Annotated in this window: 25 protein-coding genes; 10 read left to right on the plus strand and 15 right to left on the minus strand. The window is 50.9% G+C overall.

Features of this window, described 5'->3' with window-relative positions; all coding sequences use genetic code 11:
- Positions 1 to 296: 296 nt before the first annotated feature.
- The 4 genes from cho to KUE00_RS07540 all read right to left on the minus strand — a co-directional run bounded on the left by cho (position 297) and on the right by KUE00_RS07540 (position 4,059).
- The gene (gene cho / locus KUE00_RS07525) at positions 297 to 1,163 is read right to left on the minus strand and encodes an excinuclease Cho (RefSeq protein ID WP_246759093.1); all 867 of its coding nucleotides are present in this window, start codon (positions 1,161 to 1,163) and stop codon (positions 297 to 299) included.
- Between the two features lie 191 nt (positions 1,164 to 1,354).
- Entirely contained in the window at positions 1,355 to 2,182 is an 828-nt protein-coding gene (gene nadE, locus KUE00_RS07530) for an ammonia-dependent NAD(+) synthetase (RefSeq protein ID WP_246759094.1), read from the minus strand.
- Between the two features lie 105 nt (positions 2,183 to 2,287).
- Positions 2,288 to 3,481 carry a multidrug effflux MFS transporter gene (locus KUE00_RS07535; RefSeq protein ID WP_246759096.1) on the minus strand — a complete coding sequence of 398 codons (1,194 nt, stop codon included), beginning with the start codon at positions 3,479 to 3,481 and terminating at the stop codon, positions 2,288 to 2,290.
- Complete coding sequence (locus tag KUE00_RS07540; protein ID WP_246759098.1) at positions 3,478 to 4,059, minus strand: TetR/AcrR family transcriptional regulator; 582 nt, start codon at positions 4,057 to 4,059, stop codon at positions 3,478 to 3,480. Before KUE00_RS07540 ends, KUE00_RS07535 begins: the two co-directional genes overlap by 4 nt.
- A 217-nt stretch (positions 4,060 to 4,276) precedes the next feature.
- On the opposite strand from KUE00_RS07540, the gene osmE reads away from it, so the two are divergent.
- Positions 4,277 to 4,612, plus strand: a complete 336-nt coding sequence (osmE, locus tag KUE00_RS07545) for an osmotically-inducible lipoprotein OsmE (RefSeq protein WP_246759100.1) — start codon at positions 4,277 to 4,279, stop codon at positions 4,610 to 4,612.
- A gap of 155 nt (positions 4,613 to 4,767) precedes the next feature.
- Here the strand turns inward: osmE and KUE00_RS07550 are convergent, their stop codons facing one another.
- The 6 genes from KUE00_RS07550 to hxpB all read right to left on the minus strand — a co-directional run bounded on the left by KUE00_RS07550 (position 4,768) and on the right by hxpB (position 12,359).
- Positions 4,768 to 5,160: a DUF6515 family protein gene (locus KUE00_RS07550; protein ID WP_246759101.1), complete on the minus strand. Its 393-nt coding sequence runs from the start codon at positions 5,158 to 5,160 to the stop codon at positions 4,768 to 4,770.
- A gap of 94 nt (positions 5,161 to 5,254) precedes the next feature.
- The gene (locus KUE00_RS07555; RefSeq protein WP_246759102.1) at positions 5,255 to 6,598 is read right to left on the minus strand and encodes an MFS transporter; all 1,344 of its coding nucleotides are present in this window, start codon (positions 6,596 to 6,598) and stop codon (positions 5,255 to 5,257) included.
- 353 nt (positions 6,599 to 6,951) lie between these two features.
- Positions 6,952 to 9,216 (minus strand): catalase HPII, encoded by a 2,265-nt coding sequence (gene katE, locus KUE00_RS07560; RefSeq protein ID WP_246759103.1) that lies wholly within the window; start codon positions 9,214 to 9,216, stop codon positions 6,952 to 6,954.
- A 116-nt stretch (positions 9,217 to 9,332) separates the two neighbouring features.
- Positions 9,333 to 10,730 (minus strand): L-cystine transporter, encoded by a 1,398-nt coding sequence (locus tag KUE00_RS07565; RefSeq protein ID WP_246759104.1) that lies wholly within the window; start codon positions 10,728 to 10,730, stop codon positions 9,333 to 9,335.
- A 158-nt stretch (positions 10,731 to 10,888) separates the two neighbouring features.
- On the minus strand, positions 10,889 to 11,479 hold the full coding sequence (locus KUE00_RS07570) for a metal-dependent hydrolase (protein ID WP_246759105.1): 591 nt from the start codon (positions 11,477 to 11,479) through the stop codon (positions 10,889 to 10,891).
- A gap of 208 nt (positions 11,480 to 11,687) precedes the next feature.
- Entirely contained in the window at positions 11,688 to 12,359 is a 672-nt protein-coding gene (gene hxpB / locus KUE00_RS07575; RefSeq protein WP_246759106.1) for a hexitol phosphatase HxpB, read from the minus strand.
- Positions 12,360 to 12,522: 163 nt separating this feature from the next.
- Between hxpB and KUE00_RS07580 the strand changes: the two genes are divergently transcribed.
- Positions 12,523 to 13,062: a YniB family protein gene (locus KUE00_RS07580; RefSeq protein WP_246759107.1), complete on the plus strand. Its 540-nt coding sequence runs from the start codon at positions 12,523 to 12,525 to the stop codon at positions 13,060 to 13,062.
- Positions 13,063 to 13,067: 5 nt separating this feature from the next.
- Here the strand turns inward: KUE00_RS07580 and KUE00_RS07585 are convergent, their stop codons facing one another.
- Both KUE00_RS07585 and ghoS read right to left on the minus strand, forming a co-directional pair.
- On the minus strand, positions 13,068 to 13,952 hold the full coding sequence (locus KUE00_RS07585) for a fructosamine kinase family protein (protein ID WP_246759108.1): 885 nt from the start codon (positions 13,950 to 13,952) through the stop codon (positions 13,068 to 13,070).
- 107 nt (positions 13,953 to 14,059) lie between these two features.
- Positions 14,060 to 14,353, minus strand: a complete 294-nt coding sequence (gene ghoS / locus KUE00_RS07590; protein WP_246759109.1) for a type V toxin-antitoxin system endoribonuclease antitoxin GhoS — start codon at positions 14,351 to 14,353, stop codon at positions 14,060 to 14,062.
- A gap of 360 nt (positions 14,354 to 14,713) precedes the next feature.
- Here ghoS and KUE00_RS07595 point away from each other — a divergent pair, with 360 nt between their 5' ends.
- The 6 genes from KUE00_RS07595 (at position 14,714) to KUE00_RS07620 (ending at position 21,786) form a co-directional block, all read left to right on the plus strand.
- Positions 14,714 to 15,469 (plus strand): DUF481 domain-containing protein, encoded by a 756-nt coding sequence (locus KUE00_RS07595; protein WP_246759111.1) that lies wholly within the window; start codon positions 14,714 to 14,716, stop codon positions 15,467 to 15,469.
- A 286-nt stretch (positions 15,470 to 15,755) separates the two neighbouring features.
- Complete coding sequence (locus tag KUE00_RS07600) at positions 15,756 to 15,953, plus strand: hypothetical protein (protein ID WP_246759112.1); 198 nt, start codon at positions 15,756 to 15,758, stop codon at positions 15,951 to 15,953.
- Between the two features lie 131 nt (positions 15,954 to 16,084).
- Positions 16,085 to 17,302, plus strand: a complete 1,218-nt coding sequence (locus tag KUE00_RS07605; protein ID WP_246759113.1) for an HlyD family secretion protein — start codon at positions 16,085 to 16,087, stop codon at positions 17,300 to 17,302.
- Positions 17,299 to 19,395, plus strand: a complete 2,097-nt coding sequence (locus KUE00_RS07610) for a peptidase domain-containing ABC transporter (protein WP_246759114.1) — start codon at positions 17,299 to 17,301, stop codon at positions 19,393 to 19,395. The genes KUE00_RS07605 and KUE00_RS07610 overlap by 4 nt, the downstream gene beginning before the upstream one ends.
- A complete protein-coding gene (locus KUE00_RS07615) occupies positions 19,382 to 20,407 on the plus strand; it encodes an LpxL/LpxP family acyltransferase (protein ID WP_246759302.1) in 1,026 nt (341 codons plus the stop codon). Before KUE00_RS07610 ends, KUE00_RS07615 begins: the two co-directional genes overlap by 14 nt.
- Complete coding sequence (locus KUE00_RS07620) at positions 20,404 to 21,786, plus strand: TolC family protein (RefSeq protein ID WP_246759115.1); 1,383 nt, start codon at positions 20,404 to 20,406, stop codon at positions 21,784 to 21,786. Before KUE00_RS07615 ends, KUE00_RS07620 begins: the two co-directional genes overlap by 4 nt.
- A gap of 58 nt (positions 21,787 to 21,844) precedes the next feature.
- Here KUE00_RS07620 and KUE00_RS07625 read toward each other — a convergent pair whose 3' ends face one another.
- A complete protein-coding gene (locus KUE00_RS07625) occupies positions 21,845 to 22,048 on the minus strand; it encodes a hypothetical protein (RefSeq protein ID WP_246759116.1) in 204 nt (67 codons plus the stop codon).
- 805 nt (positions 22,049 to 22,853) lie between these two features.
- On the opposite strand from KUE00_RS07625, the gene KUE00_RS07630 reads away from it, so the two are divergent.
- Positions 22,854 to 23,156: a hypothetical protein gene (locus KUE00_RS07630; protein WP_246759118.1), complete on the plus strand. Its 303-nt coding sequence runs from the start codon at positions 22,854 to 22,856 to the stop codon at positions 23,154 to 23,156.
- Between the two features lie 447 nt (positions 23,157 to 23,603).
- On the opposite strand, the gene KUE00_RS21940 is transcribed toward KUE00_RS07630, so the two are convergent.
- Positions 23,604 to 23,963, minus strand: a complete 360-nt coding sequence (locus KUE00_RS21940; protein WP_414146918.1) for a DUF6404 family protein — start codon at positions 23,961 to 23,963, stop codon at positions 23,604 to 23,606.
- Positions 23,964 to 24,225: 262 nt separating this feature from the next.
- Between KUE00_RS21940 and KUE00_RS07635 the strand changes: the two genes are divergently transcribed.
- Positions 24,226 to 24,672 carry a hypothetical protein gene (locus tag KUE00_RS07635; protein ID WP_246759120.1) on the plus strand — a complete coding sequence of 149 codons (447 nt, stop codon included), beginning with the start codon at positions 24,226 to 24,228 and terminating at the stop codon, positions 24,670 to 24,672.
- 68 nt (positions 24,673 to 24,740) lie between these two features.
- Here KUE00_RS07635 and KUE00_RS07640 read toward each other — a convergent pair whose 3' ends face one another.
- Positions 24,741 to 25,067, minus strand: coding sequence for a hypothetical protein (locus KUE00_RS07640; RefSeq protein WP_246759121.1), 327 nt, complete (start codon positions 25,065 to 25,067; stop codon positions 24,741 to 24,743).
- Between the last annotated feature and the right edge of the window lie 35 nt (positions 25,068 to 25,102).

Below are 25,102 nucleotides of genomic sequence, written 5' to 3' on the forward strand. Positions count from 1 at the left end.
TAAGTAAGGCGCTACCTGCTGCGGCATAAGCCTTGATAAGTAAGGCGTTACCTGCTGCGGCACAAGCCTTGATAAATAAGGCGTTACCTGGTGCAGCATAAGCCGTAATAAGTGAAGCGCTACCTGCTGCGGCATAAGCCGTAGCGGATAAGCCGCCGGGCCATTCGGCAAGGTAACGCCATTAGTGAAGACCGCCGACGTTGTTTATAGCCTCAGGGCCGTGGACAGCGTCGGCGGTTTTTTTGCGTTATTTGTCATAAAGGGCCAGCAGACAACTCTGCATGCCCTTTACGGTATTATCCGCCAAGAGGAATGATGGGAAACTTGCCGCTAAGAATTGGCTTGCAGAGGATCTTATAGCCGTCGCTGTCGAATCCCTGCGGCGTAGAGGTCAGTTTTCCCGCTTCGGCAATATCGTCCACCGAACCCAGATAAAACCAGTTGTTGATAATGTGGATTTGCGTTTTCAGTACGCCTTCCTCTACTACGCCCACCGCGCCTTCCCACGGCCAGCACTGTACGCGCACCCGTTCAAGCGCGGCCAGCAGGCGTGCATGATGCTCTTCGACCGTCTCTTTTCCGCAGCAGGCCCCGGCACAGCGTCCCAGGCTGGAACGGAAGCAGGCGCGGCCTTTGCTGACGTTTTCCAGCCCCAGCAGCCCCAGGCAAAGACGCTGCTCGTCGGCGATTTTTTGCAGCGTTTCCAGCGCGGATCGGCGGCTGGAATAGAGGCCAAACAGGTTGGAGGTATGCGAAAAATCCACTTCTTTGGCGTAGACCACGCTGGGCTTCATCTCGCTTATCAGCAGCGAACAAAGCTGGCGGTTTTTACGTAGCCGCTTATTAAATAGCGGTTGCTGAACCTTGATCATCTGCGCTTCCAGCAGCAGCGCGCCCAGCTCGCCAGCCGTGGTGATATAGCTGACGTAGCGCGACTGGCGCAGCATTTTCGCCTCATCCGGCGTGCGGAAATGGGACATCACGCGGCTGCGTAGATTAATGCTTTTACCGATGTACAGCGGCAGAGATTCGCTGTCGCCATGAAAGGTATACACGCCCGGCAAAGAAGGCAGCCCTTCAAGCGAGGGACGCAGATGTTCGGGATACTGATAAATTGCCGCCGGTTCAAATGACAGGCGATGGCTGGCTGTACGTCTGACCACATTGCACTCCGCTTACTGTTTGCTTATACAGTGTATCAGGGGTTTACCGGATAAAAAAGAGTCAGAAGGCGCTGAATAATGACGCAGCGGCGATTAAGGCAGAGACGAAGGAAGCAGCGGCAAGCTAAACCTACGGCAGAAAAGCAGGAGAAATAAAGGGCAACCGAACGGCTGCCCGGGAGAAATAAGCGCTATTTCTGCCAGAAATCATCGAAAACGGTAACTGGCGGACGGCGTTTGTGCTCGGTTTTCAGGTACCAGCCTTCAATAATTTTGGCGGCCGCATCGTCAATCTTTTTGCCTTCCAGATACTGGTCGATCATCTCATAGGTCACGCCCAGCGCCACCTCATCCTGCAGGCCCGGACGGTCGTCCTCAAGGTCTGCGGTAGGATGTTTAAGATAAAGATGTTCCGGGCAGCCCAGCGCTTTCAGCAGCTGTTTTCCCTGGCCTTTGTTCAGGCGAAACAGCGGGTTAATATCGGTGCCGCCATCGCCATATTTCGTGAAAAAGCCCGTTACCGCTTCTGCGGCATGGTCTGTGCCCACCACCACGCCAGAGGTCATACCGGCAATGCTGTACTGGGCTTTCATTCTTTCGCGGGCTTTTTCGTTGCCGCGTACGAAGTCTGACAGGTCGATGCCCGCTTCACGCAGCGCTTTTTCACTGGCCAGTACCGCTTCTTTGATGTTCACCGTCAGGGTACGATCGGCCTTGATAAACTGGAGCGCATCCTGGCAGTCCTGTTCGTCAGCCTGGGCGCCATAAGGCAAACGCACGGCAATAAACTGATAGTCCTGGTTGCCGGTCTCTTCGCGCAGTTCGCTGATGGCGAGCTGGCTCAGCTTGCCGGCCAGCGTAGAGTCCTGACCGCCGCTGATGCCCAGCACCAGCGATTTAAGAAACGGATGGGCCTTCAGGTAAGACTTCAGAAAGTCGATGCTGGTGCGGATTTCTTGCTGAACGTCAATCGTGGGTTTAACACCCAGCGCGTCGATAATTTCCTGTTGCAGAGCCATTTACCTCTCCTCGGAGTAGATGTCGGGACAGTCACTGCTTTAAAACTAACGCGCCAGGCGTGAAACAACAAGGCGCAAACCCGTTGTTTGCACGCCTTTTGCTGATTAATCAGGCTTTTTTGGCTTTTGCGCCAGAAAAACGAACATGGCGATGGCCAGCAGATAGCAGCCAAAGATGGTGGCGGTCATGGTGAGCACCGAGGTGCCGCCGATGCCCGTTACCGGTACGGCAATGCCGCCCAGGGTAAACATGATAACGCCCATCACAGCGGAAGCGCTGCCCGCACGGTGCCCCTGGCTCTGCATCGCCAGCGAAGCCGCCGCCACGCCGACCGCGCCATTGCTCGCCACGCTAAAAAATAGCGCGATCAGCACGAACGGTAGCGCCGCGCCGGTTAAGCCGGCGATCAGCAGGCTGCCTGAAGAGACAAATGCCAGCGTCAGCGCGCCTTTCACCACGCGATACTCTCCCCATAGCGGGCTGAGACGCGCGCTGGTCTGTGAGGCTATGATCAGGCCCACGCCGTTAGCGGCAAAGCAAAAGCTGAAAGCCTGAGGCGACAGGCCGTAAAGCTGCTGCAAAACAAAAGGCGATGCGCCGATATAGGCAAACATGCCGGACATCATAAAACCCTGCGTGAGGCAGAAGCCCATAAAAGGACGGTACGTCATTATCTGGCCCAGCGCGGCCCAGGCGGCAAAAATACTGCCTGTGCTGCGGCGTTCTGGCGTCAGCGTTTCGTGTAGCTTGATGCGCGCCAGGAAGAACAGCAGTAAGGCGATAGCGGCAATCACTAAGAACAGATCGCGCCAGCCAAACAGCGTCATCAGCATGCCGCCCATTACCGGGGCGGCGATAGGTGCCAGCCCGTTAACCAGCATCAGCAGCGCAAAAAAGCGCGTTAAATCGTGGCCGCTGTACATATCTCTGGCTATTGCGCGTGACAGCACGGCACCCCCAGCGCCGAACAGGCCCTGCAACAGGCGAGCCACCAGCAGCTGGTCAATGTTCTGTGCCAGCGCGCAGCCAACGGAAGCGATTAACAGCAGAACCAGTGACAGCAATAATGGCCCTACGCGGCCATATTTGTCGCTCATAGGGCCAAATACCAGCTGGCCAGCACCCAGTCCAATCAGGCCTGCGGTCAGGCTGAGCTGGGCGGTCGCCGTGGGCGCGCTTAATTCTTTAGCCAGCGCGGGCAGGGCGGGCAGATAAAAATCGATGCAGAGCGGCCCCAGCCCGGCAAGCAGGCCGAGCGTGATGGCATAGCCAAAACGGTTAGAGTGTGCAGGTGTCATGAATCCTCTGTTTTAAAAAGTATCGTACGAAATTGCTGATAAAAAGCGTAAAGCTGTTCCGGCGGGGCTTTTTGCGGCGTCAGGCGACGCCACGAGGTGCCTTCAGAGAGAACGGCAAAAATTTCTACGCAGGCGCGGATGTGCTCATCGCTCATTTCGGGATGGTCGCGTTTTACATTCAGGCAGGCCTGGGTAAACATTCGCTGGTCGGCTTCCGCCATCATGCGGGCGACAAGCGGATTGCGGGTCGCTTCTGCGGCCACCTCCATCATCAGCGCATCATCATCTTCATTTTGCGCGTGACGCCAGGCCAGCAGCTTTGGCAAATCGGCCGTGGCGGTGTCGTTAATATGCTGCAGCCGGGCATCGATAATGCGCTTGACCATCTCTTCAATAATGGCGTCTTTGTTGATGAAATAACGATAAATCTGGCCGACGCTGAGCTGTGCTTCCGCGGCAAGCTGTGCCATGCTGGCCCCGTGAAAGCCATCCTTGCGAAAGCAGCGGCGGCCGGCGGCGATAATTTCATCCTGGCGCTGCCGGTGACGGGCATCGCGGGCTTCATTTGGTGTGGTCATGCTTTACCTCACGGCGCGCTCGGACGTTAAGCCAGCTGGCACCGCCATGCGCGTTAGTCTGTGAGAACGAACGTTCATTCTCGGCGGCGGCATTATAAACATCTTGCCGTCGTTATCATAAGAATTTTATCCCTCTTTTTTCGCCATAAAGTTGATAAATCAGACTTTCTGTTCCAGGCTTAGAACGACATGGAAAAATAAACGAGGAATAAAAAACATGAAGAAGGTTACAGGATTTATTGGTGCTGCGGTGGCGCTTGCCGTGTTGTCTGGCTGTACAGCCTATGACCGTGCGGAAAGCTATGTTACTAAACCTGTTGTTCAGGACGTGAAAAAAGGTATGACTCGTCAGCAGGTTCGCGATATTGCTGGCCCACCTTCTACTGAAATCACCATGGTTCACGCGCGCGGTACCTGCCAGACTTATGTGCTGGGCCAGCGTGACGGCAAGCAGCAGACTTACTTTGTCAGCTACAGCGACACCGGACGCGTAATGAACTACGGTTTCCAGAGCTGCAAAGAGTACGATACCGACCCGCAAGCTGGTCAGTAAACGAATGCAGTAATAAAAAAACCGGCCTGCCAGCCGGTTTTTTTATTGTCGACAGCGTGCCGGCAAGCTTCGCTCTCTGTCCTGTGCGCGTCTGCTTTAAGCTGATTTACAGCAATAAAAAACCGGCCTGCTAGCCGGTTTTTTTACGCCTACAGTTAAAGTCCGGGCGGTCTTGGCACTTCCAGATAGCGACCGTCGATATCGCGACGGTAGTAATGACCATCCTGGACATAGAAGCGTTCGCCGTTATAGTCCAGCGCGTGCATATCACCGCTAACGCGTTCAACCGGTGGCTGTACCACCACGTAGGTATTGTCGTTCTGGCGCTGATAATAGTTACCGTTAAGCGCGTAGTAGGTCAGGCCGCCAATAATGACCGCCGCCGCCGCTTCCGGCAAAAAGGAAAGGCGTCCGGGGCCGCCGTGACCGCGATCCCAACCGTGACCCCGATCCCAGCCTGGCCCAGGCCCCCAGCCGCCAGGATGCGCCGATACCAGCGCGGGCGACAACAGCGTTAAGGCGAATAAAGCACTCATCACCTTTTTCATACATTTTCTCCTGGTTCTGACTGAGATTAACATTACTCCGGGCCAGTCAAAACGCAAGCGCCAGCAGCCTGCTGTTGTCCGTTGCTTACACTGCTTAACGTATTCTTAACTCTGTCTCCATGTTCACTGTCAGATTGCTGCCCGCTGGTGCCTCAGCAACGAGTTTTTTCTCCGGCTGCAGGAGCAGCATCGCCAGCATGCTGCCAAAGGCAATTGCCGCCGTTGCGCTAAACATCGCGTTATAGCCAAAGTGCTGGGCCAGCCAGCCGCTCAGCATGGGCGAAATAATGGAGGCCAGATTCGCTATCGCCAGCGTCATGCCGCTGTAGCTGCCGACGGTGGATTTAGGCGTAACGTCTATAACTACTGACCAGTAGACGTTATTCACCAGCGCGTTCAGCGCGTTGCCCAACGTCATCAGCAAAATGATACCTGCCGCAGAGGCCATCCACGGGATCGCCATAAAGCAGAGTGCAGTGCAGAGCAAACCGATGGCGGCAAAAAGGTTGCGGGCAAGACGCAGGTTACCGGTGCGTTTAAGCAGCACATCGGCTATTTTCCCGCCCAGCAGGACGGTGATACAGGCACCGCTCCACGGGATCATCGCCACATACCAGAGCGAGTGCAGATCGTAATGAAAACTGTCCTGCAAATATTTTGGCCCCCAGGTAACCAGGGTAAAAGTGACATAAAGAAAAGAGAAGTAGCCCAGCGCGTTGCAAACCAGCGTACGGCTGCCGAAAAAGCGCCACCAGGGCAGGCGCGGCCCGACAGTGCTTTGTGCCTGGCCTTTGATAATCAGTTCCCGTTCGGCCTGGCTGGCGCGCGGCTGTTGTAACGGGCTGTCGGTAAATATGCGAGCGAAGATGACCATGGCTATCAGCGAGAATACACCCAGCAGGATAAACATTAGCCGCCAGTCGTTCGTCAGCAGCAGCAGGCCGACCGCTATCGGCGCGGTGAGCAGCGCGCCAACCTGAGTGCTGAGCAGGCCAATACCCAGAGCCATTCCTCGCTCATTATCGGGGGCCCAGTGTGCGATAGCTTTATTCATCAGCGCATAGGCCGGGCCTTCGGCAAAACCAAACAGGATGCGCATCACGGCAAAGCCCATAATCGCCGAGCCGCCAAACAGCGCCATGCCCAGATCGCCAGCCCAGGCCGTCGCTATTTCCAGCAGCGACCAGAAAATCCCCGCCAGCAGCCAGACTTTTTTGGTGCCCAGCCGGTCAGCCAGAAAACCGCCGCACAGGGAGCCAAACAGATAGCCAAAACCGAAGTAGCTCAACACTACGCCCAGCTGGACCTTACTGAAATGATACTCAGCGGAAATCGCGTTAGCCGCGAAGGAGAGGGCACCGCGATCGATATAATTGATCAGCGCAATAAAAAACAGCATGGCGAAAATACGATAGCGGTAGCGGGTGTCAACTCTCATGGCGCTTCTCCTGAACAACGAGTGATGTTAAGAGAAAGCAACTTCAATGCCAGGATGGCTATTACACCTTTGAGGTCGTTGACATACTTCTGTTTAAACATCAGGTCGCGTTCAGGCCAGTGAATAGCTGCAGAGATCAACCGGAACACGAACACGCCGTTAGTACGTTCATGTAAGCACGTTTGGCGCGTCCATATGCCAAAACGGTTCGCTTATCCGGTTGGCCTCCGCTGCCAGGAGGCTGCGGTGTTGCTGCAAAAAAAAACCAGAACGCACGGACTGTCCTGGTTTGTCAGCTATCTGAAAGGTGCAGCCGTGGCGGGCTGCACCTTTTTAGCGCGCGGTTTTAAGCTTTAAGCCGGAACGCTTAACGCCTTCTGGCTGCGCGACCAGACGCGGTGTGCGGTCATCGCGGCAAGGAATTCGCTCATCAGTACGCCTTCCGCTTTACTGTCTTCAATCAGGCCTTCTTCCTGCTCGCTGTCGCCCAGGCCAAACTGCGATTTGAAACGGCGTGCGCCGCCGCTAAGGCCGATCACTTTCAGGTGCTTATAGGCTTCCAGCAGGAAATAACGCGCGTCGCCGCTAAGCAGTAGCGCATCAATATTGCCGTCCGGCACGATAACCGCGTCAAAAGTCAGCGATGGAAGTCCGCTAAAGGTCGCGTCGATCGGCAGGTTAGAGCCGTCGTCAGCGCGTACCTGACCCATGTGCGGTGCCAGCAGTTTGCCGTGAACGCCTTGCGCCTTCAGCTCCTGCAAAATAGCCAGCACGTCTGCCGCGACCACGCCGTCGCTGATCAGCAGCGCAACCTGGCGGCCCTTAATTGACCCGCTCGGCACGGCATAGAGGCTCAGGCTGGCATCCTTTTTCAGGCCGTTAACATCTTTTGGCGGCGCGGTATGCATCTGCTCATCGGAAAGCGCGATGCCCAGATTTTCCGCTACGCCGTTAGCCAGCGAAACATCAATATGCACCAGATGATCAACCACGCGCTCACGGATATAAGCACGCGCGACTTTGCTTAGCTCAAAGGAAAACGCATCGATAATATGCTGCTGTTCGACAGGCGTCTGGCTGTTCCAGAACAGGCGCGGCTGCGAATAGTATTCGCCGAACGAAGGGCTGCGCTCGCGCACTTTATGGCCTTCAATGCGCTCCTGATAGCTTTCAAAACCGCCGCGATGTGGCGAAGGCGGCGTTTCGCGCGGCCAGTTATCATTAATGGAGTTCGGCTCGTAGTTGGCCGGGTTGGTATCGATATCCATTCGATGCATGCCCTGACGCTGGAAGTTGTGGTAAGGGCAGGTTGGGCGGTTAATCGGGATCTCATGGAAGTTAGGCCCGCCGAGACGGCTGATTTGCGTATCGGTATAGGAGAACAGGCGTCCCTGTAGCAGCGGGTCGTTAGTAAAGTCCATGCCGGGAACGATATGGCCCGGATGGAAGGCGACCTGCTCGGTTTCGGCAAAAAAGTTATCGGGATTGCGGTTCAATACCATTTTGCCAATCAGCTGCACCGGCACCAGCTCTTCCGGGATCAGCTTGGTAGCGTCAAGCAGGTCGAAATCGAACTTGAACTCGTCCTCTTCCGGGATCAGCTGTACGCCCAGCTCATATTCCGGATAGTCGCCTGCTTCGATAGCTTCCCACAGATCGCGGCGATGGAAATCCGGATCGCGTCCGGTGAGCTTCTGTGATTCATCCCACAGCAGCGAAGCTTTACCGGCGACGGGCTTCCAGTGGAAGCGAACAAAGGTGGCTTTGCCTTCGGCATTGATAAAACGGAAGGTATGGATGCCAAAGCCTTCCATCGTGCGGTAGCTGCGCGGAATACCGCGATCGGACATGGCCCAGATGACGTTATGCAGCGTTTCTGGCTGAAGCGAAACATAGTCCCAGAAAGTATCGTGCGCGCTTTGCCCCTGCGGGATTTCATTATGGGGTTCCGGTTTCACCGCATGCACAAAATCGGGAAACTTATGGGCATCCTGAATAAAGAAGACGGGCGTGTTGTTGCCGACCAGGTCAAAAACGCCTTCATCAGTGTAGAACTTGGTAGCCCAGCCGCGGATATCACGCACGGTGTCCGCCGAGCCTGCGCCGCCCTGAACGGTAGAGAAGCGGACAAAAACCGGCGTCTGCTTTTCAGGATCGCGCAGGAAGTCCGCCTTCGTTACGTCGCTCATATCACGATACGGCTGGAAGTAGCCGTGCGCCGCCGAGCCACGTGCGTGCACGATGCGCTCAGGGATACGCTCATGGTCAAAATGGGTAATCTTTTCGCGCAGGATAAAATCTTCCAGCAGCGTTGGACCACGCGTACCGGCGCGCAGCGAATTTTGGTCGTCAGCGATGCGCGTGCCCTGGTTAGTGGTCAGCGGGAAGTTTTCACCGCCTTTACGGAAGGTTTCCAGCGCATCAAGCTTGGCGTTATGGGTATCAGGAGATTTCAGGCTGCCCGGCGCAGTAGGCTGCTTGCCCGGCGGCGTAGGTTCTGACAGAGGCTTATGCGAACCATCTTCAGGCGCCAGAGAGTCCATCCCGGGCTTTGCTGAATCCGGCCCGGTTAAAGGGGCGTTATGGGTGATTTCCTTGTTGTCTTTTTCTTTTGACATGCTCACTTGCTCCTGTGGTGTTTATTTCTCTCCAGTAACTATAGAACAGTGAGCGAGGTACGCCTGAAAACCACAGGGTTAAGTAAAGAGAAGAGGCCGCAAAGCGGCCTCCGGAATTAGCTGTGCGCCAGCTCGGCTTCGCTGTCTGCCTCTGCATGCAGGCGGCTCTTATCGGTTTGCTTCAGCCACTGGCTGGTAAGCATACCGGCCGTCATTGAGCCGTTTACGTTCAGCGCGGTACGGCCCATATCGATAAGCGGCTCGATAGAGATTAACAGCGCCACCAGCGTGACCGGCAGGCCAAGCGTCGGCAGCACGATCAGCGCGGCAAATGTCGCACCGCCGCCAACGCCAGCTACACCAGCGGAACTTAGCGTCACGATACCGACCAGCGTAGCAATCCAGACAGGATCGAACGGGTTAATGCCCACCGTCGGCGCGACCATCACCGCCAGCATGGTAGGGTACAAACCCGCGCAGCCGTTCTGGCCAATAGTCGCCCCAAACGATGCCGCAAAGCTGGCTATCGATTCCGGGATACCTAAACGGCGGGTTTGTGCCTCAACGCTCAGCGGGATAGTCGCCGCGCTGGAGCGGCTGGTAAAAGCGAAAGTAATCACCGGCCAGACTTTGCGGAAGAAGCGCTTAGGGTTCACGCCGTTTACCGACAGCAGCAGCGCGTGTACGGCGAACATGATTGCCAGTCCCAGATAGGAGGCAACCACAAAACCGCCCAGCTTGATGATATCGGCCAGGTTTGAGCTGGCGACAACCTTGGTCATTAACGCCATGACGCCATAAGGCGTCAGCTTCATGATCAGGCGAACCAGCTTCATGACCCAGGCCTGCAGCACATCTATTGCCGCCAGTACGCGCTCGCCTTTCGGCTTATCATCACGCAGCAGATGCAGTGCGGCCACGCCCAGGAAAGCGGCAAAAATGACCACGCTGATAATAGAAGTAGGGTTCGCGCCGGTCAGATCGGCAAAAGGATTTTTCGGTACGAAAGAGAGCAGCAGTTGCGGCGTGGAAAGATCGGCTACTTTCCCCATATAGGTAGATTGCAGCGCGGCCAGACGAGCGGTTTCCTGTGCGCCCTGAACCAGACCATTGGCGTTAAGACCAAACAGCCAGGTGACAAAGACGCCTACCAGCGCCGAGATAGCGGTAGTGAACAGCAATACGCCAATCGTTAACAGGCTAATTTTGCCCAGCGACGAGGCATTATGTAGCCGCGCGACGGCGCTCAGAATAGAAGCAAAAACCAGCGGCATAACGATCATCTGCAACAGCTGCACATAGCCGTTACCGACGATATTAAACCAGCTGATAGACTCTTTCAGTACGGCGCTGTCGGCACCGTAAATAGTATGTAAAACCAGGCCAAACAACACGCCGGTTGCCAGGCCCAGCAGGACTTTTTTTGCCAGGCTCCAGTTCTTGTTACCGCTTTTCGCCAGCAATACCAGCAGCACAATAAATGCTGCCAGGTTTGCAATGAGTGGAAGGTTCATCCCAGATCTCCAGTTTTAACGAGGCTTTATGCTGGCTTCGCCAGTAAGATAGAATTATTGCGCAACGGGTACGCTGTGGGACGATGGTATCAGCTCGGCGAAAAGGCGTTATATAATCAAAAGGAATAGTTTATAACTCATTGGGTTAAATCGACTGCTTAGTGAGCAAGGTGTGCATTTATAAAGCGGCTAACGTTATCCTGTACCTGCTCCAGCGCCTGTAACGGCCAGCTGTTTGCACCAAAAGAGGGCGCGCCTGCCGGGAACCACATTGCCAGTCCAACTAACGCCAGGCACAGCATCCGCTCCAGCTGGTTACCGTTACGGCTGTTTAACAGCGGCAGCCGAAAACGCCAGCGGCAAGGCCACAGCAAAGGAACGCCTGCGGGCGTCAGCATGTCGGCAACAATATGACTTAGATAGCCCAGCACCATCCCCTGAAAAACATCCGCAGGCAGTACCCACTCTTTTGGCAACTGTAGTCGTAGCAGCATAACGCCACCGATCACGGCCAGCAGACTATGCGTAAAGCCGCGATGGCCGAACGCTCGCGCAATGGGCTGCGATAGCCAGCGAAAGCGTTGACCAAGCGTCGAGCGTGGGTGATCGATATCCGGCAGCAGGCAGGTAAGCAACGTGGCAGGAATAATATGCCACCAGTCGGCACTGCCGAGAACGGGCGTTAAGTCGGCTCGTTTGGCAAAAATTGCGCTGGCGATAGCAAAAATAAGATGGCCTTCGGCCGTCATGGAAAACACTCGGTAGCAGAACTGTCAATTCATCCAGTATAGGTGATATATACAGTAGAATAAACACGTTACGCTGTAACGAAAGATGAATAGATGGCTGCCTTTTTTATCTTAAGACGAAAACCGCTGCTGATAACCGTTTTTAAGATGATCTACCGTATAACCCGGGCGGGCTACCAGACCCGAAATGTGCCTGGCAGCCACCGTATTAACTGCCCAACAAATGACGGCTGCTTAATTCAGTTAACGAGGCCAGCTTTACATCCGCCAGTGCCCAGCGCGCATCGCTGGCATGGACAGGGGCAGGCACAGTGATGGAACGCATTCGCGCCGCTTTGGTGGCAATCATACCGTTAACAGAGTCTTCCAGCGTGACGCAGTTAAGCGGATCGACGCCGAGACGCGCCGCTGCATCAAGATAAACCTGAGGATGCGGCTTGCTGTAAGGAAGCCCCTCTGCCGAAGCCAGCACCTCAAAGTAGTGGCGCAGGCCAAACATCTCCAGCACGTGTTCCTGCATAAAAAGCGGTGAGGCGGAAGCCAGACCCATTTTCAGCCCTTCAGCCTGGCAGAGCTTGAGTGCCGCCTCAACGCCCGGCAGCAGCGGCCGCGTTTCGTCAATCAGGTTAATAACGCGAGTAATAATACGTTGGGCGATCTCATCCTGAGTGGGGCCGCTCCAGGGCAGAGTTTCATACCACATCCGCACAACCTGATCGATGCGCAAGCCAACCGTGTCCGGCAGCTCGCTGCGGCGGGAAAGGTCGACATCCAGCGTGGCAAAAATATCCAGCTCCGCCTGTTCCCATAACGGTTCTGAATCAATTAGTAACCCATCCATATCAAAAATTGCGGCAAGTACGGGACGTGAATAAGACATAATGCGGCTCCGTTAGTCGTTTTTTGACACCTTAACATGAAGTTAAAGGTGCGGCAGGGTGGCAGGCTAAAGCGTGCGTCATCCTGAAGGTATTATTTTTCCAGGCAGAGTTTGCCAGCCAAAGGTAAACTAACAGCCTCACAGCATAAGGACAGGAGAAAGCATGACTTATCAACAAGCTGGGCGGGTCGCGGTACTTAAGCGCATCGCTGGCTGGATTATTTTTATTCCGGCGCTGGTTTCCACGCTGATTTCACTGATGCGCTTTGTAGAAGTCAGCCGTGAAAAACAGGCAGGGATTAATGCGGTAATGCAGGACTTTTCGCACGTCATGATTGATATGGTGCGGTTCAATACCGGTTTCCTGAACTTTTTCTGGAACAATTCACCGGTGCCGGATTTCAATCAGGGCGGAAACTGGCTGTTTTGGGTAGTCTATATCCTGATTTTTGTCGGCCTGGCGCTACAGGCGTCTGGCGCAAGAATGTGGCGTCAGTCGCGGCATCTTCGCGAGGGAATCGAAGATCAGATGATTTTAGAGAAGGCGAAAGGTGAAGAAGGGCGCAGCCGCCAGCAGCTGGAAGAGAAGATAGTGGTACCGCGCCACACCATTTTCCTGCAGTTCTTTCCGCTCTACGTCCTTCCCGTGCTGATAGCCGTTGCAGGCTACTTTGTCCTTAAGCTGGCTGGTTTTATCCATTAAAACCGCTACGCGGGGCGTTTATTCAGTTCATCCTGATCCAGCAGCGCGCCAACCGCCTGCTGGGCTTCCCCCAGCCAGTGCCCACCAAAAACGTTGGCCCGGTTAAGCAAGTAATAGAGCTGATAAACAGGTTGTCGCTGCTGATAATCGTGCGGCAGCGGCCATATTGATTCGTAGCCTTCAAGAATTTGCTTTGGCAAGCCTGGAAAATAAGCCAGCATCGCCATATCGCACTCTCTGTCGCCCCAGTAGCAGGCCGGATCGAAAACGCAGGGGCCCTCCGGACTCATCGCGCAGTTGGCCGGCCACAAATCACCGTGTAACAGGGAAGGCTGGGGATGATGGGCATCCAGCAGGTTTTGGGTACAGCGAATAATTAATTCGATATCGCCATACTGAATGCCTTTTTCCGCCGCCAGCTGGAGCTGCCAGCCGATGCGCTGCTCGGCAAAAAACACGGACCAGCGCTTAAGCCAGCTGTTTGGCTGCGGCGAGGTAGTAATATTATTATCAAAATCGAGTCCAAACTGTGGTTGCTCGCTCCACTGGTGCAGGCGAGCCAGCTGTTCACCGAGCTGAAAAGCGCTCTGCCCCTCTGGCGGTGACAGGGAAAGATATTCCAGTAACAGAAAACTGACGTCGCGATCGTAGCCAACGCCGTAGACGGCAGGGACTCGCACGGTTGCAGTACGCGCCAGAAGCTGAAGCTGATCGGCTTCCCAGGTAAAGAGATCCAGCATTTCGCGACCGTTACATTTTACAAAAATGTCGCGGTCGCCATAGCGGATGCGCCAGGCTGGATGCACGTCACCACCGGGAAGCTCTGTGCGCTGGCTGATTTCAGCTTCACCAAAATGCTCACTCAACAGACGACTAATGGCTGACCACATAGCGGGTTCCTCTTTTCGCTGTGTCTTGCAGGACATGTTGATACTACCGCTTAAATAATAAACAAAACCAGCGCTTACGCATAATGCAGCGTATTTTTTACAAAACCTTAGCGTGCGGCCTCGGCCTGAAAAGTTTTCCAGGTCTGAATTTCAACCTCCGGCTTTTCACCCAACACAATTTCCCCCAGGCTGATAGCCTGTTCGCGGATCTCTTCCTGGGTCAGTGCGCTGACAATGCCAAAGCTGTTCGTTCCCAGTTCGTGCGGATGGCCGTCCTTATCATTTAACGAAGTTGTAAAGCCGCCGTTAGCCAGGGCGCTGTTTAGCTCAAGCGCGTCTGCCAGGCTTTCTTCTTTAAAACGAAAAGTGACCACATACTGTTCAATATCTGAAGAAACCATAGTACACCTCGTTGTTTAAACATTATTTTTCAGCATAGTTCATCCTGCGCGATGCCGGAAAACAAAGCAGGATACCCCTGAAAAATCTGTTTACATTGGGTCGCATATGACAAGGTTTTCACGGGGCTAGCTGGCTTGAAGTGAACCTTTCCGGAAAAGAAGCGCTGGTAAAACACTTAAGCTATTCAGAACTGTCGCGTGTTAATGGGAATTCTCCCAATTATCTACAAATTAGATTCGCAAAAACAACAGGTTATATACCTACATAAAATGTTACGATTCTTTCCTTAAAAGGCATTGATTGCCTCGCAAAACTCTTCAGACTCACCTTTTTTCACTAGTCGTATGGATCAACATTTAATGAAAGCGCTTAATAAGTTGTCGGTAGTCCTTTTACTCTCTGGCGGGGCCTTATGCCAGCAGGCTTTGGCGGATAACAACGTCTTTACCGTCATGGATGATCCCTCCACGGCCAAAAAAAGTTTTGAGGGCAATGCTGCTGCTGGTTACCTGGCGCAGACCGGCAACACCACCAGCTCTTCACTGACGGCCAGCACCAATATGACCTGGTACCAGGCGCAGATGGCCTACAGCCTGTGGGGCAACGCCAGCAACACGTCTTCTAACGATGAGCGTTCTTCAGAAACTTATCAGGTTGGTGGCCGTTCACGTTATAACCTGAACCCTTCTGATTACCTGTTCGGCCAGGCCAGCTGGTTAAGCGATCGCTTCAATGGTTATGACGGTCGTTCTGTGCTGGCTGCCGGTTACGGTCGTCAGATTCTGAACGGTCCGGTGCACTCACTGCGTCTGGAAGCCGGTCCTGGTGTACGTTACGACGATTACCATGACGGCGGCCACGAGACTCACGCATTAGCCTATGGCGCAGCCAGCTACCAGTGGCAGCTGACCGACACCACTAAATTTATCCAGGGTGTTTCCGTGCTGGGTAGCGATGATACGACGGTCAACTCCGAAACCGGTTTACAGGTCGCTATTAACTCGCATTTCTCTTTGAAAATGGCCTATAACGTTACGTGGAACCAGAACCCACCTTCATCCGCACCGGATAAGACGGACACGAAAACGACTATTCAGCTTTCCTACGCTATGTAATTTATCGGGCCGGAATAGTCTGGCCCTTTATTTATCCATCCGCTTCTGCCCTTTATATATCTCCGCTTTAAAAAATATTTTTGATTATATCCTTCCCGTGTTGATTAATCAGGGTTATGTTAAATATAGCTCATCAACTTTTATTTTATTTTTTTGTAGCTTAAGAAGGTTTGACTCAGGTTAAGCACTTTAATTTGCGAGAGAAGATTTTATTTAGTTAACTGGTCGAACAGCGCAACAGCTGTATATTTATATCTTGTCCAATTAATTTAGAAAGGGAATAAACATGACAACCAAAACTGAAATGACGCTCGAGCAATGTCAGGAAATTCGTGGTGGCTGGGGTAGCGGCTGGGGCGGCGGAATTATTGGCGCCCTGGGCGGAGCAGTCGCTGGCGCGGCAATGGGGGGACCGGGTGGCGCAGTAATTGGCTCCCTGGTGGGAAGTGTAGCAGGCGTGGCAATCGAGAAAACATCATCATAAACATAAAGCGTCCTCTACACCTTTACTGCAAAGTCGGCGTACAACATAATTAATTTGAAATGCGACGGCAATGCTAACCAGCAGGCACATAACGATTATGTGCCTGCTTATCCTCTTAAATGATATGAGCTATGAATAACGGGTTTAATCAGCACCTGGCAAAATCTCCGCTGGGGCTAAAAATCTATGCCGCAACCACGGTTATTTTCACCGCTATCTTTGTTTTTCTTCTTATGCAGGGAAGCTACGGCAAACAGGAAACGGCTAAAGGGCTAATCCGTAATGAAGCATTTTATCGCGTTGCTGCCAGCAAGGTGGGGAACGTCATGGACTTGTATGTTAAAGAAGGCGATAAGGTAGATAAAGGAATGCCGCTTTTTCGGGTTGCGCTGCCCTGGCAAGATGTTAAAGATCGGCAGAATGGTAAAAGCATGCTCGGTGAAACCATCAACAGGCTGCTTGAAACGCAGCAGGATATAAAGACCGAAGAGCAGCACCAGCAGCAGGAGTGGGAAACATTAATCAAGCAGAAGGAAATCTATTTCAGCCAGTTTGATAAAAAAATAAAAAAGATCGATGAAGTAAAAAAAGATTATCAGCAAAAGAGCAAGCTTTATAACAAACAGCTTGATGAACTTAATCATCTTCTGAAAAATAAATCAGTTAACAAGGCAGAAGTAGAAAATTTAAAGCAGATTATTATCGATAATAATCTGGCATTAAAGAAAACTGACGTTGATTACCAGAATCTGCTGCAAAGCCAGGCCGAACAAGAGATAAATTATCTGCGCATGGAACGGGAGCTGCTGAAGAACAAAAGCGAGCTGGAGCGTAGAAAGCGCGAAGTCATTAACGAGCTGAATAAAATCCAGATGGAACAGGAGTATATCGTTTCTTCTCCGGTTACGGGTACGGTACACGACGTTGGCATCCTGAAAGGAGATTTCGTTGATGGTAAATCGCCCGCCATCATTGTTAAAGAGGAGGGTAAGGAAAAGCCCATCGTCATTCTTTATCTTTCTGCCAGCCAGATTGGGTTAATCGATCGGCGTGAAAACGTCTTTCTGCGCGTAGACACTTTCCCTTATGAGAACTACGGCATGTTAAGTGCGCAGATTATTAATGTAGCTAACACCCCGACGCACGTAAGCCTTGACGAGAAAGAGTCATTATTCCGCGTTAAGCTAAGAATAAATGAAAACGATAAACATAATAAAATTCCAATTGCATGGCTTAATGATGGTATGTCGGTGACCACCTCTCTACGTCAGCCTAAGCAAAGCTTATTAGAATGGCTGTTTTTACCCGTGAAAAAAGCGTTTAAACGCAACCCGGATTTTGTCGAATGAAAAAACAATTTAAAACCAGGGATATCATACAGGACGAAGCCGCCGAGTGCGGCCTGGCCTGCATTAGCTACATCGCCAGTGTGTATGGCAAAAACCTTAGCCTTGAGGCGCTTCGTAATAAATATGATGTCACGCTGGACGGGCTTTCCTTTTACCACCTGATGAAAATATGCTCAGAGCATCAGATGATTGCCACCGGCGTGAAGGTATCGGCTGATGCACTCCATGAACTGGAAAAACCGGCCATTCTTTTATGGGACAACTGTCACTTTGTGGTGCTCAAAAAGACGAATGGGAACGCTATCGAAGTAATGGATCCTGCCATTGGCAGCCGCCGTTTTACGCAGAACGAGGTCCAGAACTACTTTTCCGGCGTAGCGCTGGAAATTGTGCCGGCGGAAGGTTTTTTGCTGGCCGATGAGGAGGCCGTCACCGCACAAAAGCCGAAGAACTTTTTCGATCTACAGGCATTTAGCCAGGGCTTACTCAAATACAAAAGCTATATGCTGCCCTTTGCCGCTATGGCTATCGTCATCCAGCTGACTAACGTGGCTATTCCTAAATTTATGTCGCTGGTGTTTGATGAAGTCCTCCCAAAGAACGATGAAGATTTTCTTTGGTTGTTGATCTATATCTTTGCTTTTGTCTATCTGATCCAGTCTTTCGGGAGCTACCTGAAGATTGTCATCGCCCAGCGTTTAAGGCGGGCAATTTCGCAGCTGGAAGGCGTTAAAACGGTTAGCGAACTCTTCCGGATGAACCTTAAATTCTTTAATAAAAGAATGCCGTCAGATTTACTGCGAAAAATAAAGTCTGTAGATGTTTTTCACGTCATTTACACACACGGCTGGGTCGATATTATTATTGACGCCTTTTTTGCCGTAATTTTTGTCGTGCTGCTGTTTATGATTAGCTTTGAGCTGGCCCTGTTAACCTTGACCGTGACTGCTTTAATGGTACTGGTGAGGGTTATGCTGCTGTCAACATTGATGTCGCGTCAATATTCCGCGCTGGATGCAGAAATCAGAAGGGATAACAGCCTGCTGGAAGCCATAGACAATATTAATACGATTAAAATCAACCATACCGAGCATCGCAAAATCAGCAGCTGGTTTTACCATCATGCACAGCTGGAAGATAACCGCTCCGCCATTGAAAAACTCAATGCGCTAATCCAGCTATCGGTAACGACTATCTCGCATATCCAGACGCTAATTATTATGGGAGCAGGGGCCTATAGCGTGCTAAAAGGCCAGAACACGGCCGGTCAGCTGATCTCATTTATTTTTTATAAAAACTGCCTGATGAGCAACATTCAGACGCTGGTGGAAAATCACGTTAACCTTAAAATATGCTCGGTTGAGGTAAAGCGCCTGAAAGATATCATGCCGGAAGCACCGGCCACGACGAGCGAGTTTCGCAGCAGTACTAAAAATAAAAAAGAGCCGGTTGAAACTATCGCGGTTAAAGATCTTGCGTTTGGCTACTCTAATCTGGACGAGGCTTTTATTAAAGGCATCACCTTTACTCTTGCTAAAGGTGAGAAAATGGTTATTACCGGCCCCTCGGGCTGCGGAAAAACCACGTTACTCAATATTATCTCCGGGCTGCTTACGCCGGGAAGCGGCGACGTTCTGATTAACAATATCGCCTTACAGAAGTTTGGGGTGTATCAATATCAGGAGCAAATCTCCGTCGTCACGCCGCTGGATAAGATAATTAATGGCAGCATTATGGATAACATTATCTATGAGTGCGAACATTTTGACATGCAGCTGCTTGAAGACTGCATCGAAAGTGCCAACCTGGGGCAGGTTATTCGGAGCCTGAACGCAGGGTTAAATACAAGACTCGGCATCAATGGCGCCAGGCTCTCTTCCGGTCAGCAGCAGCGTCTGATGATAGCCAGAGCCTTATATCGTAAACCTTCGCTGATTCTGTTGGATGAACCCACCTCGCATCTGGATGACGAGGCCCGGCAGGTAATCATTAGCCTGATAAAGAGCCTGCCGATGACCTGCATCATAGTGTCACACGACAAACATCTGATCGAGGCGATTGATAAGGAAATTACCATTGGTGCACCGCATTAAAAAAACGTTGTTTTATCATTCGAAAACAATGGGAAGCAGGCTGAAAAATCTGCTCATAGCAAAACTTATTCGGCTTATGGCAAAAACAACTTTTGACCGTAGCCCTGTGGGCCTGGTACATACGTTTTTAAATGTTTTAGCCACGATTTTCTTCAGCCATTTTTCTCAATTTTATTCAGTGGCCAGCGCAGAATATTTAAGCGAAAAAATCCTTGGCGTCAGAGAAGAACGTTTTGCCAGGCTAATGATTTTAAATAAGCTGATGTCAAAATATATACAAATTGCCCTGCACGATATGAGCTGGAAGCAGACGCTTTCTTTTCTTGACCGTAACTGTAAGGTGATAACTGGCGGCCAGCATAAGCCAGCTAAGCTGCTGCTCTGTACCCATACGGGAGACTACTGGCTGGCGATCCTCGGCGCCGCACGACAGTATCAGGGGAGCGGCTGTGATTTTATCGTACCCGTTTACCAGGCAATCACTGATGACCTGCAGCAAATGTATAATAAGATAAGCATTCCTGGCGTAAATATTATATTTATTAATATTCATCAGAAAGGAATGCTTCTCAAACTTAATCGCAGCCTCAGGGATGAAAATTCCGTTGTGGCGATATTTTACGATCTCTTTGGCTATTCAGCTGGCGTATATAATGGCGCAACGGAATCCGTCGAGTTTTTTAATAAAAAAGGGCAGATGACGACGGGGATAGTAAATGTAGCAAAGCGCTTAGGGTTAGCTGTTAGCTTTGTCTCATGTTGTTACGCCAGTGAAGAAGAAAAGTATCTGGTAGAAATTACGCCACCGGTTCAGCTTACGGAAACGCAGGATGCAACAAAAGGAATGCTGGCATTCCTGGAAGGTTATCTTCGTACCACGCCCTGGCAATGGAGTTTTATCTCCTCTCTGGATGCTTATTATCACCTTTCGCTCTTTTCGTTGAATGCGAAAAACAGCCGTGAAGCCTCACATTTTGCCCGGTTAAATGACAAGTATTCTCATCGACTATGATTAAAAAAAGCACTCTTCTGTTAACCATCTCTTTATTGAGCGGCTGTTCGCTGGCTCCCGACTACATCAAGCCTGCCACGGTGGCAGATTCTGATGTGGAGCTTAAAGCAGGTGAAGGAAATCGTCATTACAGTTTTAAAGATCTGTTTACCAATGACCAGCCTTTACTGGCGGTGCTTGAGCATGCGCTAATTAATAACTATGACCTTCAGCAGAGCATGCTACGCGTCAGCGCTGCCCATGCCCAGAGGCAAAGTTCTTTATATGATTTGCTCCCCGGCCTGAAATTTTCAGCGGCAAAAAATATTGCTATGGCGACAGGCTCATCGCCTTATACCGGCGCGAGTATTAAGCAAAAAAGCGAAAGCTATCAAAGTAGCATCGGCGTTGACTCTTATGAGGTAGATATATGGGGAAAGAAACTCAATGAAGTGGCGGCGCTAAAACATGATAAACAGAGCCATGAAAGCGTAGCGGCCGCGCTGCGCCTGACGCTTATGGCCGATCTGGCTAACAGCTGGTATGAAGCGCTATACATGATTAAGGCCTGGCACTTATTAAACTATAAAATAGCCGTCCTTGATGATATAGCCGGCAAGTTACAGGTGCTGGAGCAGGCGGCCAGGGTAGATGCCGTTACTATGTCTAAATTCATTCGTGGCAGAGCCATTGATGAAAGCAGCCGCCAGAACCTGCAAAAGGAGATCGTTAACCGTATTCACAAGCTTGAATATTTGTCAGGCTATCGTTCTCCCTGGCTGAATACGGAGAGCTGGCAAACGCTTTCCGGCGAATTTAACAACCCTGATATACCGCAGCAGCTTACGTCCGAAGTTATCTTTAACCGGCCGGATGTTCTGGCCGCAGAGATGAAAATCAAATCTGCTAACGGCACTATCGGCATGGCTCGCGCCGCTTTTTTGCCGGTCTTTAACTTGTTTGCCAGCGCTTATCATACGTCGGACACTTTTAACCATGTGCTGGGAAATTTGAGCGAAAACTGGACGTTGACGCCGTCGGTAATAGTGCCGATATTTAGCTGGCCTAAAAACTACGCCAATTTGAATTATGCTAAAACGCAGCAGGCGATTGCTGTCGTCGAATACCGTAAAACGGTGGCCCAGGCGCTATTGGATATTCAGGATACCACTAATAACCTGAATGTTTATCAGCAGGCTTATGCCGCTTCTGAGCGTGAAGTTGCTCAACATCAGCAGAACTTTGCAAAATTGTCCGCACGTTACGAGGCTGGCTACGCAGATCTTTACAGCTATTACGAGGCTGTTGATATATTAAGCAGTGCCCGGCTTGAGCTGGAGAGCAACCGGCAACAGATTATGGCTAATACGATCGTTTTGCTGAAAGCCATTGGTGGCTAGAGTGGCGGCGCGCTTTTCTGATTCTGGATCGCGCCGCGCTCCTCATCAAACCCGGTTGTTAAGCTGGCCGAACCGTGGCCTTTGTCGGATGCCCGGTACTTCCATTGTCATGAGTATGGTCCGGATCAGGCTCAGTGATAACGATATAGTCTGCTTCTTTCCCGTTGTGCACTAACGTTACCAGCTCCCCGGCGCGAGGCTTAGAATCAAAATCATGCTCCTCTTCAATACCGGTATCTTCAAACGTCACAGTTATTTTCATTTACCTTCCTTCTTCAGATAACTCGGATCGGTGCCTGACTATTAACATATGTCACTATCCTCACTCTTTCCACATAGCCACAATGAAAAGAGCTAAGAGGGCAAGTTAATGGCTATGCTGAGGCGGCCTCTTCAACGCTGTGTGGTGACAATAATGCCCCTTCAGGCAAGGGCTGTATGATCACAGACAATGCCCCTCAGGCATGCTCTGCGTGCTCTCGATAACGTCACTTCAGGCATGCTCTGCGTGCTCTCAGATAACGTCGCTTCAGGCACGCTCTGCGTGCTCTCAGGTAACGTCGCTTCAGGCACGCTCTGCGTGCTCTCAGGTAACGTTCCTTCAGGCACGCTCTGCGTGCTCCCAGGTAACGTCGCTTCAGGCATGCTCTGCGTGCTCTCAGGTAACGTCGCTTCAGGCATGCTCTGGGTGCTCTCAAATAACATCCCCTCCAGGCATGGCTCGGCAAGGTACTGCAATACGGGTTCGACTGGTCTCTGATTGACAGGGCTGTTCAAATCTCGTCGTCATCGACCTGTCTGCTGGCTGGTACTCCTGAAGTTATATTATTGATATCAGCAATAATTTATTAAGGAAGCAACAATAAAGAATAATTTAATTAAATAAGAAAATTCTGTTTCAGGGATCTTAAGCAAAGCGGAATATTCAGTGGCATTCATATGGTCAAAATCTGAATATATATTGCTATCGCAATATTGGGGTGAAAACAGTACAGGAATATGGATTAATATCGTCCTGTTAATGAGTGATTGTTTTCTGTCCAGAGGGCAGGGTTTTTGGGGAAAGTATGCTGACTGAAACTGTACAAACCGATGCGCTGGAAGGTAAAGCTTTAGAATGGGCCGTCCTGAAGGCGATAGGTGGATCCTGGCCCAATAGCGCGACCAGTACATGGGACAAGACAGGATACCTTATAGATAATTTGAACATTTACCTGAGCAGCGGCGGACGGAAAAACTTGTTTATTGCCTATCTGGATGAAAGAGCCCCGTCGATCGGTAAAGATTTACCAGAAGCCGTATACCGGGCTGTCGTGCAGTCAGCTATTGGAAGCTGGATTTCAGTTCCGGTAACGCTACTCAAAAGTTAAGTGATTATTATAAGATTTTGTTAACAATACCGTGGCATTTTTATGTGTCGTCACAGCAAAATATGATTTCTTAATTTTGAGCTGTAAAAGCTCGCTCCCGGTATATAAAAAATTAATGTATTTAATCGTGAAGGTGGATGTTGCGAGCAGGTAATTAATGAAAGTATTCTTAAATTCAAACCTAACCCTCGGCAATTGAAAATTTCAAAATAGCGAGTCGTGCAGTGCGGACATCATACCAACCTGCAACCACTTTTTTTCTGTAAGACCTTCGTATTCTTAAAATTCTGCCTTTAGCACAAGACGGCTGACGGAGTGGATATTAAGTTTTCTCAAGTTTAAGCAACAGCGCTGTCATTGAGTGGTTTCAGAACCTTACCTATTAAAAAGCCCACGGTAGATTGTGGGCTAAGCGGATGCGGACAGCGGGTAACAATAAGCAGCACGCTAAACCTCACTCCAGGGTGGAAGGTTGTTAGCCTTTCCCCGCCAGGATTCTAAGGCTGACATAAAAAGCCCGCACAAAACCCCGACGGTAAGGATGGTCCACGTAGCAGAAAGAAGATCCTCCTGATTACCTTTCCAGAAAACAAACCACATTACTATTCCCCAGAACGTCGTGTTTACGCCTGTTATGCACGCAAAATTTGTCCAGAATGGAGAGAAAGGAGGTGGCGCCACGCTGATACCTAGTTCCCACAAGAAAACGTGACAAGGCGGTGCATAGAGGCTGGGCCACATACCTTTTTTTTTCATAAGGGCGAGCGCACGGCTTTTTTTACTTTCAAAGGCAATATGGCTGTTCATAAAAATAATCCCACATAGTTTACCCTGTTATCTAATTATAGTAGCAGGAGTCAAAACTGTTTTATTTTTAGGATTTTTTACAATGCTGTGCTACCAGGCGGGCGAAAGGGGGCAGCTTTTGATGACGATGAACCCTTTTTATCCTTAAGCTGGATCAAGAGGCGTTAATGTCTGGCCATCGCATTAAAGAAAACAGGCAGCCAGCTGTTTCTGTCAACCCGCCGTAACAGGGAGCGCTCACTCTGCCTGGCGGAGAGCACCGATGATCTTAAGCCGAATTAAGTGGTCAGCTGTTGCCGTGCTCGTTCTGATCCTTACCGCGCTGTTCCTGATATGGGCGCTGCTGTATTACCACGGCAAAGCAATTACTGCCCAGGACAGCGTAAAAGAGCTTCAGAACCAGACAACCAGTCAGGCAGCCATTATTTCATCACAAGCTTTCAACTTTCAGCACGCCAACGAGATAGCGGCTACCGCGCAGCAGTATGCGGCAACCATCATCGACAACACGCAGGAGAAAGAGATTGAATATCGCACCATTCTCAAAAACCAGCCTACGTGTAGCCTCGCTGTCCTTGCTGATATTGCTGGCAGATTGCTCGACTACACGAACCGTCTACATTCCGGCGCAACGCACCCCGATACTGGCCAGCCTGGCAGCGCTGGTACTGGCATCTACTGCCTGAGCTTTTCATTTATTAAAACATGACAATTCCTAAGAAGAATTGATCTCTGCATTACAGCACTATCAGCCCCACACCTGCGAGACTTCATCATCTAATCACGGAAAAGTATTGCTTTACCCTGATACACCGAAGCGCAAAAAGAGACGCCCCCGTTAACAATTGAGCAACTAGAGTAATATCCATCAGATTGTAGGACTGGCACGTTTTCCGCCTGTGCCCATGATTTACATGAAAAAACCGACCCACTGATAATCGAGCAGTCGTAGTAATAATCATCAGATTGCTTTACAGGGACTGATTCTGACTGTGCCGGAAGACCGCAGATAAAAATTTGCCCATTAACAATTTCACATTCTGAATAATCGGCAGATGCTGCAAAGCTGGTTAATAACAGCGCTGAAATAATGATTTTTTCCATAAATTCTCCTTTTATAGGAAATATTGAATTTAAAA

The organism is Erwinia phyllosphaerae (assembly GCF_019132875.1).
GTDB lineage: Bacteria > Pseudomonadota > Gammaproteobacteria > Enterobacterales > Enterobacteriaceae > Erwinia > Erwinia phyllosphaerae.